This window comes from Chloroflexus sp., from assembly GCF_034435895.1.
In the GTDB taxonomy this organism is placed as follows: Bacteria; Chloroflexota; Chloroflexia; order Chloroflexales; family Chloroflexaceae; genus Chloroflexus.
The window spans coordinates 1-11,438 of record NZ_DAOTWH010000085.1; the positions used below are offsets into that span (position 1 = coordinate 1).

At 61.2% G+C, this 11,438-nt stretch carries 11 protein-coding genes; 6 read left to right on the top strand and 5 right to left on the bottom strand.

What is annotated here, in order from left to right; translation table 11 throughout:
- The coding region (locus U9R81_RS05095; protein ID WP_322494435.1) for a pyridoxal-phosphate dependent enzyme at positions 1–404 on the bottom strand (404 nt) is incomplete at its 3' end.
- Between the two features lie 52 nt (positions 405–456).
- Complete coding sequence (locus tag U9R81_RS05100) at positions 457–1,437, bottom strand: aldo/keto reductase (RefSeq protein ID WP_322494436.1); 981 nt, start codon at positions 1,435–1,437, stop codon at positions 457–459.
- A 955-nt stretch (positions 1,438–2,392) separates the two neighbouring features.
- Between U9R81_RS05100 and U9R81_RS05105 the strand changes: the two genes are divergently transcribed.
- The 5 genes from U9R81_RS05105 (at position 2,393) to U9R81_RS05125 (ending at position 7,419) form a co-directional block, all read left to right on the top strand.
- A complete protein-coding gene (locus U9R81_RS05105; protein WP_322494437.1) occupies positions 2,393–3,595 on the top strand; it encodes a class I SAM-dependent rRNA methyltransferase in 1,203 nt (400 codons plus the stop codon).
- A 32-nt stretch (positions 3,596–3,627) separates the two neighbouring features.
- Positions 3,628–4,824 carry a bifunctional glutamate N-acetyltransferase/amino-acid acetyltransferase ArgJ gene (gene argJ, locus U9R81_RS05110; RefSeq protein ID WP_322494438.1) on the top strand — a complete coding sequence of 399 codons (1,197 nt, stop codon included), beginning with the start codon at positions 3,628–3,630 and terminating at the stop codon, positions 4,822–4,824.
- A gap of 2 nt (positions 4,825–4,826) precedes the next feature.
- A complete protein-coding gene (locus tag U9R81_RS05115; RefSeq protein ID WP_322494439.1) occupies positions 4,827–5,495 on the top strand; it encodes an LON peptidase substrate-binding domain-containing protein in 669 nt (222 codons plus the stop codon).
- 6 nt (positions 5,496–5,501) lie between these two features.
- Complete coding sequence (locus U9R81_RS05120; RefSeq protein WP_322494440.1) at positions 5,502–5,786, top strand: DUF503 domain-containing protein; 285 nt, start codon at positions 5,502–5,504, stop codon at positions 5,784–5,786.
- 586 nt (positions 5,787–6,372) lie between these two features.
- Positions 6,373–7,419 carry an ATP-binding protein gene (locus U9R81_RS05125; RefSeq protein ID WP_322494441.1) on the top strand — a complete coding sequence of 349 codons (1,047 nt, stop codon included), beginning with the start codon at positions 6,373–6,375 and terminating at the stop codon, positions 7,417–7,419.
- A gap of 45 nt (positions 7,420–7,464) precedes the next feature.
- On the opposite strand, the gene U9R81_RS05130 is transcribed toward U9R81_RS05125, so the two are convergent.
- On the bottom strand, positions 7,465–8,166 hold the full coding sequence (locus tag U9R81_RS05130; RefSeq protein ID WP_322494442.1) for a hypothetical protein: 702 nt from the start codon (positions 8,164–8,166) through the stop codon (positions 7,465–7,467).
- A 358-nt stretch (positions 8,167–8,524) separates the two neighbouring features.
- Here U9R81_RS05130 and U9R81_RS05135 point away from each other — a divergent pair, with 358 nt between their 5' ends.
- On the top strand, positions 8,525–10,042 hold the full coding sequence (locus tag U9R81_RS05135; RefSeq protein WP_322494443.1) for a YifB family Mg chelatase-like AAA ATPase: 1,518 nt from the start codon (positions 8,525–8,527) through the stop codon (positions 10,040–10,042).
- 14 nt (positions 10,043–10,056) lie between these two features.
- Here U9R81_RS05135 and U9R81_RS05140 read toward each other — a convergent pair whose 3' ends face one another.
- Both U9R81_RS05140 and U9R81_RS05145 read right to left on the bottom strand, forming a co-directional pair.
- Positions 10,057–10,593: a hypothetical protein gene (locus U9R81_RS05140; RefSeq protein ID WP_322494444.1), complete on the bottom strand. Its 537-nt coding sequence runs from the start codon at positions 10,591–10,593 to the stop codon at positions 10,057–10,059.
- 112 nt (positions 10,594–10,705) lie between these two features.
- The coding region (locus U9R81_RS05145; RefSeq protein ID WP_322494445.1) for a hypothetical protein at positions 10,706–11,438 on the bottom strand (733 nt) is incomplete at its 5' end.

Below are 11,438 nucleotides of genomic sequence, written 5' to 3' on the forward strand. Positions count from 1 at the left end.
CCCAGCCGCAACGCCTCGGCTTCAGCGGCGGCGTAGCCATCGCCGTGCAAGATCAGCTCAACCGGATACCGGCGTAAGGCGGCGATTTTGGCCGGCGAGGCAGTGGCCGGCACGACCAGCGTCGCAGTATGGCCGGTCATTGCAGCGGCATGGGCGACGCCGAGGGCATGGTTGCCCGCCGAACAGGCCACGATGCGCGTGCCCGGCGGTAGTTGGCGCAGCGCGTTGGCCGCGCCGCGCAGTTTGAAACTGCCAGTGACTTGCGCCAGTTCCAGCTTGAGCCAAACCTCAGCCCTGATTAGTGCGCTCAGTGGCCGGCTGAGTTCGAGCGGCGTCGGTTGGGCGATGCCGGCGATGCGGCGGCGAGCGGCCAAGATGTCAGCGGGAGTAATGGGGAATTGCATAGGATACGCCTGTCAACAATCTGGCGTGCGGCAGTGCAACTGCCGCGCACGCTCACGCATGGCCGCGGATCGGCTTTGGCCGGTAGGGTTCCTCTAACCGCTTGATCTCCTCTGGCGTCAATTGCACGTCCAGCGCAGCGACCGCCTCTTCAAGCTGGTACATCTTGGTTGCGCCGATGATAGGCGCTGTCACTTCCGGCTTGTGCAACAGCCACGCCAGCGCGATTTGGGCGTTGCTCACCCCGCGCTCGCGGGCAATCTCGCTCACCCGCTCGACAATCACGTAGTCGCTGGCATCGTACATCGCGTGCGAAATGGTGTCGGAACGACCGCGCACCGTCGCCGCGCCGGTGCCTTGGGGTCGGTTACCGGTGAGAAAACCGCGCGCCAGCGGGCTCCACGGGATGACGGCCAAGCCGGCGTCGCGGCACAACGGCAACATCTCGCGCTCTTCCTCGCGGTAGACGAGGTTGAGGTGATTTTGCATCGAGACGAAGCGGGCCCAGCCGCGCCTTTCCTGAATGCCCAGCGCCTTCGCCAACTGCCACGCAAACATGCTCGACGCGCCGATGTAGAGCGCCTTGCCCGCCCGCACTACGTCGTTTAACGCCTCGAGCGTCTCTTCAATCGGCGTTTCGTAGTCCCAACGGTGAATTTGATACACGTCAACATAATCCATCCCCAACCGGCGCAGCGAGGCATCGATCGCCTGCATAATGTGCTTGCGCGAGAGGCCGCGGTCGTTGGGCCGGTCGCTCATCGGCTGGTAGACCTTGGTCGCGATCACCAACTCGTCGCGGCTAACCCCCGAATCGCGGATGGCACGACCCAACAGCTCTTCACTCACCCCCAGCGAATACATATCGGCAGTGTCAAAGAAGTTGATGCCGAGTTCGAGCGCGCGAAAGATAAACGGACGGCTGGCCTCTTCGTCGAGCACCCATTCGCGCCACGCCGGCGAACCGTAGCTCATACAGCCGAGGCAGATGCGCGACACTTGCATGCCGGTCGAGCCAAAGCGAGTATATTGCATCGTCAGCTCCTTAATCTTGCAACCGCGGGTGATACCTGTATCATAACAAATGTTGCCGAGTCTGATGTTGGGTAAAGCGTGGGGAGGGGGGGCGGTGTTAGTGTGACAGGTCTTGTGCGGCAGTACAACTACCGCACTCCATAACCATAAACGGATTCGGCCCGCTCCGTCATTGCGAGGGCGCGGAGCCGCCCGACGCAATCCCTCGCGTAAGCGGTTGAGAAGCGGACAGAAAGTTGGTCGAGCAAACCGTTGATCGCTGTGCGATGCCCTAACGCTCGGCGCTGCGTTCCCCTCTCACGTGTTACAGGAGAGGGGCTAGGGGTGAGGGTGAACCGGCTCAGCGCAAAGCTATCAACCGCATCTGCGCTCATGGGTTCTGTCCACCCTTGAAGCGTGCGCGGGAGCGCTGCCTGCGCGATAACGAACCCAAAGGCCATGTTTGGCCCAGAGGAACAGCACGAGCGGGACCGATAGCACAGCACGCTATCAGCACCCTCGGCGGTACGGTTGCCCGGCGGGCCAGCGGTCCGCGTTCCTTGCCTCCTGCCTCTCCACGCCCGCTGCGATAGACACCATCCGCCGCGCCCTTAGCGGGTTGGCTGGCGGGCCACTGGCCCGCGCTCCTCGCCCCCTTCCTCCTTCCTCTCAGCGTCCTCGGCGGTACAATCCATCCGCTGCGCCCTCGGCGGTACGGTTGCCCGGCGGGCCGGCGGCCCGCGCTCCTTGCCCCCTGCCTCTCCACGCCCTCTGCGCCCCCTGCGGTAAAAAATCCATCCTCCGCGTGCTCGGCGGTAGGGTATGCCGGCGGGTCGACGGTCCGCGTCCCTGCCCCTTCCTCTCCGTGTCCTCGGCGCCCTCGACGGTAAAAAACCTCTCTGCGCCCCCCGCGGTAAAGCCACCGGCTTTCCTGCCGCTTGACCGGGCCGCAGGCGCGTGATAGATTTAGTCTACTATGGTAACTGTTACTATCCATGCTGGCCGCGAACGGCCGATCATCCAACGGCATCCATGGGTCTTCTCTGGCGCGATCGCCCACGTGCGCGGCAACCCTGCTCCCGGTGACGTGGTTGAGGTTTGCGCCAGCGATGGTAGTTGGCTTGCACGCGGTTTCTGGAGCGGCCGCTCACAACTGCGCGTGCGCTTAGCGACGTGGGATCAGTCCCAGCCGCTCGATAAAACGTGGCTGCGCGAGACGATCGCCCGCGCAGTGAGCGGGCGCGAACGCTGGCTGACCGATCCCGCGACCGCTTGCCGGCTGGTGTTTAGCGAAGCGGATGGGGTGCCCGGTTTGATCGTTGATCGCTACGGCTGCTACCTTGCTATTCAACTCCTGACGCAGGCCATGGCGGTGCGCGCCGAGCAGGTGGTGGCCGCGTTAGCTGATTTGCTCGCGCCGCGCGGCATCTACGAGCGCAGCGATGCTGAAGTGCGCGAGAAGGAAGATTTACCGCCAGCAGTTGGCTTGCGCTGGGGTGAAATGCCGCCGCGCTTGCCGGTGACGCCAATCACGGCGCTCGGTCAGCCGGCCAGCGGCATTCGCATGTTCGCCGATCTGCCCGCCGGCCAGAAGACCGGCATCTATCTCGATCAGGCGATTAACCATGCCCGCGTCGGAGCGTATTGCTCCGGCGCCGATACCCTCGATTGTTTTTCGTATGCCGGCGGCTTTGCGCTAGCCGCCGCCAAAGCCGGTGCGACGCGCCTGACCCTCGTTGACGCGAGCGCCGATGCGCTGGCGCTGGCCGCCGATAATCTCCGCCTGAATAAGGTGACAACACCGGCTGAGTTTGTCGAGGGTGATGCGTTCCACGTCCTGCGCCGCTACCGGGCAGGGCAGCGCCAATTCGATGTTGTCATTCTTGATCCGCCAAAGTTTGTCTACCAACAGGCCCATCTTGAACGCGCCACCCGCGGCTACAAAGATATCAACTTGCAGGCCTTGCACCTCATCCGGCCGGGTGGCATCCTCGCCACATTTAGCTGTTCAGGGCTCGTTTCGGCTGATCTCTTTCAAAAAATCATCTTTGGCGCCGCGATCGATGCTGGCCGCGATGTGCAGATTATCGAACGGCTGGCCCAATCGCCCGATCATCCGGTGTTGCTCAGTTTTCCTGAGTCTGAATACCTCAAAGGATTGATCTGCCGGGTGTGGTAAACTAACGCTGTCCTTATTGATGCAGAGTAGCTATGAACTTCACCATTTTTGAAGATGGCCACATCGCTAGCCCAACCGGCTTTCGCGCGACCGGCGTCTCGGCTGGCCTCAAAGAGGGCAGTAAAGCGCGTGATCTGGCGCTGGTCTATTCGCAGCATCCGTGCCGGGCCGCGGCGCTGTTTACCACCAGCGTCTTCAAGGCGGCGCCGGTCTTCCTCAGCCAAGCCATTTTGCTGCGTAACCACGACGCGATTCGGGCAGTGTTGATCAACGCCGGGCAGGCCAATGCCGGCACCGGCCAAGCCGGTCTGAATGACGCTATTGAATGCGCCAAGCTCACTGCCGATGAATTGGAAGTGCCGCGCGATTCGGTGTTAGTGATGTCAACCGGCATTATTGGGGTGCCATTGCCGATGCCACGCATGCGCAACGGCATCCGTCGCGCCGTCAGCGAGCTGGACAGCAACGGTGGCCGCCGCGCTGCGCTCGCCATCATGACCACCGACACGCGCCCAAAAGAGCGCGTATTGCGCGTTTCACTGCGCAACGGCCCGCGTTTTACCCTCGCCGGCATGGCCAAAGGCACGCGCATGATCCATCCCCGGCTGGCGACACTGCTCGTGCTGATTACCACTGATCTAGCGATCAGCCAGCCGCTCTTGCAACGCGCCCTCCACCAAAGCGTGTCACGTTCGTTTAACCGGCTCAATATCGATGGCGATTGCAGTCCCAACGACAGCGTGATCATCTTAGCGAACGGCGCGATCGACCATCCGCCAATTACTGACTCGAGTTCGTGGGAATATGGTGTCTTCCAAGAGGCGCTCGACTACCTTTGCGCTGATTTGGCTAGCCAGATCGTGCGCGATGCCGCCGGTTCTGGTAAAGTGATAAAGGTGGTGGTGCAAGGCACAGTTGATGAAGCGACCGCGCAGACCATCGCCAACACGGTGGCCCGTTCCGGCTCGGTGCGCGCGGCCTGCCGGCGCAATTCGTCTGATTGGGGGGCCTTGCTGGCCGCTATCGGCGCCAGCGCCGTCGAATTGCGACCTGACCTGCTCGATCTGCGCATCGGCACCGTGCCGGTGATGCTGCGTGGCGCGCCAGTGCCCTTCGACTCAACAACTTTGGTGCAGACGATGTCCGGCCCCGAGGTTGAATTGGTGATCGATCTCAACCTTGGGCTGGCCGAAACCACCGTCTGGACCTGCACGTGGACGGATGGGTAATTATGGAACAGACCTTGCCCTTGTTTCCGCTGGGTGCGCTGCTCTTCCCCAGCGGCACGATGAGTTTGCATATCTTCGAGGAGCGTTATCGGTTGATGATTGGGCGCTGCTTATCGACCAATCAACCGTTCGGGATTGTCTTGCTACGGCGTGGCCATGAGGTGATCGAGGGCCGGCGCATGGCCATTGCGCCCGAACCTTATGACGTCGGCACCGTAGCGGTGATTCAAGAGCATCTCCGCCTCGAAGATGGCCGTTATCTGTTGCAAGTGGTTGGCCAGCAGCGCTTCCGCATCAGCCAAATCGTCGAACAAGCGCCCTATCTAGTGGCGCAAGTCAAGCTGTTGCCCGATCGGGTTGATGGCGCAACCCTTGCTGCCGCCACCGAATTGCGCGCCGTCTACCGGCGCTATTGGGAGCGAGTCGCCGCCATTACCGGGGTTGAGATCGAGGTGGAGGAGTTGCCGCTCGAGCCGATCCGGCTCAGTTATACGCTTGCCAGCCGGTTGCAGATCGATCCGGCCCAGAAGCAACGCTGGCTCGAAGCCGATGTGACTGACCGCTTGCGGAGCCTGATCACGGCCCTGCGCACCGAACTCGCGATTTTGCCGCGCGGCCCGCAGGGGGTTGATCCGCAGAGCATGTTAGGCGGTTGGAATAGTCTCAACTGAACGGCGATGATTATCGGTTCTTGCACTATCCATCTCCACATTGCCGCGGCCCAATCGTTGAAAGAGAAGCGGCAGGTGCTGCGTTCGCTGATTGCCCGCATCCGCAACGAATTTAACGTCTCGGTGGCCGAAGTCGATGATCAAAACCGCTGGCAGAGCGCAGTGCTCGGCGTGGCAGTGGTGGCAACCGATCAGGTGCATGCCCAGCGCCAGCTCCAAGCCGTGGTCAGCTTTATCGAGCGCCAGCGGCCCGATTGCCCGCTCTTGACCTACGAGATCGAGATGTTGTAACGCCCCCCTCTTGTCATTTGCTGCGTCGGGCGGCCTCCGTTGGGCGGGGGCCGCCTGACCGTAGCAGTCTCTCGCTTCAGCGGAAGCAACCCCTCAGCCTACCGCCACAAAGGGGAGCCCGGCCCTAAAGGGCCGGGCTATGGGTACGAAGCCCGCTGCACGGGCTGATGGCCCTCACCCTCAGCCCCTCTCCCCCCTCACGGCGGGAGAGGGGAGCCGCTTGGCAGGCGGCAACGACATTACTATAGCGGAACGGAGCAGCGCCCCTCTCCCGCATCAGCGGGAGAGGGGCCGGGGGTGAGGGTCAACCAACGTATCCCAAGGCTATCAACCTCATTCTCCCTCCTGTCATTGCGAGGGAGCGGCGGCCCCCGCCGTGCGGGGCCGCCCGACCGCAGCAATCTCCCGCTTTGGCGGAAAGGTGCCGCTCCCGTGCTCGGGGGGATTGCTTCGCTTCGCTGGCGCTCGGCGCGCAATGACAAGCGAGAGAGCGGAAACAATCCCTCAACGCATCTCTCTCGCGAGTGTGCGATAATATCAGCAAAGGCGCTAATGACGGAAGACATGTGTGTAGCCGGATAACCCCATGACCGACGACATCCATCCGTTTCCGCTGCTGGCAATGGTTGGCCAGACCGAACTCAAAACCGCGCTCATCCTCGGTTTGATCAACCCGCAGATCGGCGGCATTCTGCTTAGTGGCCCGTACGGCGTCGGCAAGACGACGGCGGTCCGCAGCCTGCTTGATCTGATGCCGCTAGTCACTCGTGAGCCGGCTGACGGCGAAGGCCAGCCGGTGGTCGAGCGAATGCGATTGATCGAGTTGCCGCTCAATGCCCGGCTGGAAGACGTGGTGGGAGGGATCAACGAGCGCATTGCGCTCGAGCAGCGTATAGTACGGTTGGAAGAGGGGATTCTCGCGCGCGCCCATGGCAACGTCTTGTACGTCGATGAGATCAACCTGCTCGATCAGGCGGTCGTAGATGCCATTCTCGACGCAGCGGCGCAAGGCCGCACCTTTGTGCGGCGCGGCGCGATGGTGCGGCTCTTCCCCAGCCAATTCATGTTAATCGGCTCGATGAACCCGGAAGAAGGGTCGTTGCGGCCCCAGATTCTCGACCGTTTCGGCCTGCGGGTATGGGTGGCGCCAGTGACAGATCACCGCGCGCGGCTGGAAATCTACCGGCGCGCGCGCGATTTTCGCACCGATCCGGTCGCTTTCCGCCAATCCTACGCTGCCCAGACTGCCGCGCTCGCCGAAGAGATTATGGCGGCGCGCGAAATTCTGCCCCACGTAACCATCCCACCTGAGATCGAAGAGCAGACGCTGGCGCTGGTGCAACAGTTACGCATTCCCTCGCACCGGGCCGAAATCGCCTTGCTCGAAGGGGCGCGGGCCCGCGCTGCCGCCGATTTCCGCAGTGTCGTCAACACCGAAGACATTCGCCGCGTCGCGCCGCTGGCGCTCACGTGGCGGCATAGCGACTGGTTCGAGCAGCATACCGCCGGGGTGCAAGCCGAACACGCAGCCATTACCGCCGTGTTAGACGCCCTGTTCCCGCCGGAAGACCAGCCGCGCCGGCGGAGCCGGCGCAGCACGGTGCGTCAGATCGAAACGGCTCCATTGTCATAGGGGCGACTATGCCTCGCCCCTACGACGACGGCGCATGTCTCGCCCCTACGACGACGCCATTCCTACCGCCAACCGGCGCACCGGCGCCTCTTGCGCCATCCGTCGCGTCAATTGCCATGCGCTCAGACAGAACGCCAACTGGGCCAGCGTCTGCGCAATCTGCTCGAACCATTGCACGGCAATCGTCTGCGGCACATTCGTTGCCATTTGCGACATGCCAATCACAACCAGCAACACTACAACGAACACCACGGCGATTCCGCGCATATTGCGCCGCCACGCACCCACCGCCAGCATCAGCAGCAACGCCACATTGCCGATCGTCGCCAGCATAATCAGCGGCACCCGCCACGGCCCGCCATTCGACGCAATCAACGCCGAACCACCCACAAACAGCGCAATCACGATCACCGGCACCAGCCACAGCCAGCCAATAACCGGCTTGCCGCGCAACTGGCGCGTATACCCATAGACCGCGGTTGCGATCAGGGCGAAACCGGGGGCGATCATTGGGAACAGGGCTTGGCTGAACAGCGGAATATCAGTGCCGTTAATCGCCATCAGCAACTTCCACGTCGCCTTGAGAACGCCGCCGACCGCCAATAAGCCCAAACCGGCAAACGCCATCACTCCCAGTCCCCGGTCGAGTTGGTACACCGTGCGGGCAATAAACCACACCCCAATCAGCGAAAAGATCACCGGGAGGTAATCCTCCAGCGCCAGCGCCAGCGAATATTCCATCTCCATCGCAAGCCTCCCGCTCACTCAATAGCTTGACACACGAGTTCATTATATTGCATATCATACCAATTGACAAGATGGGCGTAGCGTAATGGGCAAGAATTGGTGAATAGGATCTCGCCGCGAATCTTTTGCCGATCTCGCGCGGTATCTATAGTAGAGGCACGTATTGCTTGGCAGTGAAGCTTGCTCGCTGGTGGAAACAGTTACGCAGTCTGATTGGCGCTGTACGAGACATGGCGTTGTTCGCCGCGCAGATGCTGCAACAATCAAAACAACCCTTTGCGATCTTCGCGTTCTTCGCGCCTTTGTGTTAAAAATCTTTGCGTCTTTGCTCACTCTGCGTCTTGCGGTTGGAGGAACTATGCTCGCCCAAGTCCACAGTTGCGCCGTGATCGGCCTTGACGGCATTATCGTCGCGGTAGAAGTCGATGTTGCCACCGGCATGCCCGCCTTCAACGTGGTAGGATTAGGCGATACCGCCGTGCAAGAGAGCCGCGAGCGGGTGCGAGCGGCGATCCGCAACAGCGGCCTCAGCTTCCCGATGCGCCGGATCACGGCTAACCTTGCGCCAGCCGATCTGCGCAAAGCTGGCCCGGCCTACGATCTGCCGATTGCGCTCGGTCTATTGATCGCCACCGGCCAGCTCGGCGCTGATCTGAGCAATGCCGTCTTTGTCGGCGAGTTGGGGCTTGACGGCATGCTGCGCCATACCGATGGCATTTTGCCGATGGCGGCGGTGGCCCGCGCCCATGGCATTGCCACCATGTACCTGCCGGTGGAAGACGCTGCCGAAGCGGCGTTGATCGAAGGATTGCGGATCATGCCGGTGCGCTCGCTGCGCGAATTAGTCGAACATCTCAACGGCGAGCGGGTGATTCACCCGTATCAGAAAGTCACCGGCTTTACCCCGCCTCTTCCCAAACCGCATGTGGATTTTGCCGATGTGCGCGGGCAAGAGCACGTCAAACGCGCCTTAGAGGTGGCTGCCGCCGGCGGGCACAATGTGCTGATGAGCGGGCCGCCGGGATCGGGAAAAACAATGCTAGCGCGGGCGTTGCACTCAATCTTGCCGCCGCTGAGCTTTGCCGAGGCGCTCGAAGTGACGAAAATCTACAGCGTCGCCGGGCAACTGCCGCGCGACGTGCCGCTGGTGCGCGAACGGCCCTTCTGCGCGCCGCACCATACGGTCTCAACTGCCGGATTGGTGGGGGGCGGCAGCCGGGTGCGGCCGGGGATGATCTCGCTGGCTCATCGCGGCATTCTCTTCCTCGACGAGCTGCCCGAATTCGGTCACCGGCTCGAAGTCTTGCGCCAGCCACTCGAAGATCGGGTGATGACACTCAGCCGGGCCCATGGCAGCGTCACCTACCCAGCGTCATTTATGCTGGTTGCGGCCCAAAACCCCTGCCCCTGCGGCTGGCATGGCGACCCCGAACGCACCTGCAACTGCCCGCCAATGCTAGTCAACCGGTACCAACGGCGGGTCAGCGGGCCGTTGCTCGACCGGATCGACATCCACGTCGAAGCGCCGCGGATCAACTACGACAAACTGAGCCACCACTGGCCCGGTGAGCCGTCGGCAGTCGTGCGCGAGCGGGTGATCGCCGCGCGCCGCCGCCAGAGCGAACGGTTGCGCGATCACTCGCGCTGCCACAGCAATGCCGATCTCGGCCCAGCCGAGATCCGTGCCTTCTGTACCCCAGACAACGCCGGTCAAGCATTGCTCAAAGCCGCCGTGCAGCGGCTCAACCTCTCGGCGCGCAGCTACCACCGGGTCTTGCGGCTGGCCCGCACCATCGCCGACCTCGCCGGCGCCGAGCAGGTCGCGGCGCCGCACGTAGCCGAAGCGATCCAATACCGGCCCCGGCAGGGGGAGTGAAGGGGATTGTTGGCTTACTCCTCTACAATAGCGCTCGCAAACAGTATCCCGATCAAAGGCCAATCTTCGTATCCCGGCCCTCGAATGAACTGGTTGCGGTCTAATCCTGTGCCGGAGATATCGCCAAGCATAATAGCTATCCGATCACCAACAAACGTTTCCCTCAGAGGAGCACTAAAGGTGCCATCTGCTCCAATTGTTACGGTGGCCAGTTCGATCGCACCGCGGGTAATATTCACGATGCGGATAGGTATGCCGGCGGGACCGGTACCGGTTACCTGCCCGTTAGAGAGGCGCACGGGTTGATTAATGGTGAATTGCGGACCCTCAGGAAGATCACTGTATGGTGGTGGCGGGTAGGGATTGGTGCTGGTTGCAACTGGAGCTATAGGTGCAGGGTAGGCTCCGGGATAAGCTGCTACAGGTGTATTTACCTCAGCGGTTGGCGTGTTCGTAGCCGGATTGCTTGCTGACGTACAAGCACCGAGGCTCAGAGCTGCGATGCCAAGCATGAAGGTATGAAGCCATCGTATCCAAAGAAGCTTTTTCAAAGCGACCTCACAACATAATTCACAGAAACTTGTTTTCCTACGGTTATGTGCAGCAAGTGATGAACATTTCCTGTCCATCACTTGCTGCGTCACGATCAGTATAGCGGTAAGTTTACGTGTTAGGCAAGTTGAACGCCTCGTAGTTCTTGGTGTTCAGGTTCGGTTGAACCGTTCCAAACTGAGCAGTCTCTTGGGCGATACCGACGATCTTGCCGCCAGATGGCACCGTAACGGTGACAGCACAGTTTTGGTTGAATGGAACGCTACCCATTAATGACGCTCCAGTAAAACCGCTGAAGTTAAAGCTGCTGCCGGAATTGATGGCACCGGTGGTCACTGTGACTGGCGCACTAGTGCCGCACTTGAAAGTAGCGGTCATCACAGCAGCGTTCGCCCCGACATTTTGCACGACCAATGCCGAGGTCACACCGGCCACATCGCGCTTAAACAACGGCGCTGCAATCCGATTGGTAGCCGAACCTTCACCGAAGCACGTGTAAGCGGTGGCTCGAACCGGTGTACCGCTAAAGTTGGACTCGTTGACTACACCTACAAGGATGTCATTCGTCGATCCAACTAGCTCGACAGTAGCGGCAGCTAAGTTGCCATCCGGCATACCCCCCATTGTGCCGGGGTTAAAACGTGAGAAGACGACCGAGCCTCTGGCAGGAATAGTGACGCCATTCTGGGTGTAGGTATTGCCGGTATTAGTCCCTTGATATACCTTATAAGTGACGTTCACAGTTACATTCGAGTTTGAGGTATTAGCAATAGTCATACCGGTAGACCGGCCACTGTACTCACTCTTGATGACCGGGCAGTAAATCTTGTTATCGGCTTCGGTA

Coding starts and splice junctions, on each gene's coding strand:
- argJ (WP_322494438.1), top strand. CDS start 3,628: ATGAACTTCACCATTTTTGAAGATGGCCACATCGCTAGCCCAACCGGC.
- U9R81_RS05105 (WP_322494437.1), top strand. CDS start 2,393: ATGGTAACTGTTACTATCCATGCTGGCCGCGAACGGCCGATCATCCAA.
- U9R81_RS05135 (WP_322494443.1), top strand. CDS start 8,525: ATGCTCGCCCAAGTCCACAGTTGCGCCGTGATCGGCCTTGACGGCATT.
- U9R81_RS05120 (WP_322494440.1), top strand. CDS start 5,502: ATGATTATCGGTTCTTGCACTATCCATCTCCACATTGCCGCGGCCCAA.
- U9R81_RS05125 (WP_322494441.1), top strand. CDS start 6,373: ATGACCGACGACATCCATCCGTTTCCGCTGCTGGCAATGGTTGGCCAG.
- U9R81_RS05130 (WP_322494442.1), bottom strand. CDS start 8,166: ATGGAGATGGAATATTCGCTGGCGCTGGCGCTGGAGGATTACCTCCCG.
- U9R81_RS05100 (WP_322494436.1), bottom strand. CDS start 1,437: ATGCAATATACTCGCTTTGGCTCGACCGGCATGCAAGTGTCGCGCATC.
- U9R81_RS05115 (WP_322494439.1), top strand. CDS start 4,827: ATGGAACAGACCTTGCCCTTGTTTCCGCTGGGTGCGCTGCTCTTCCCC.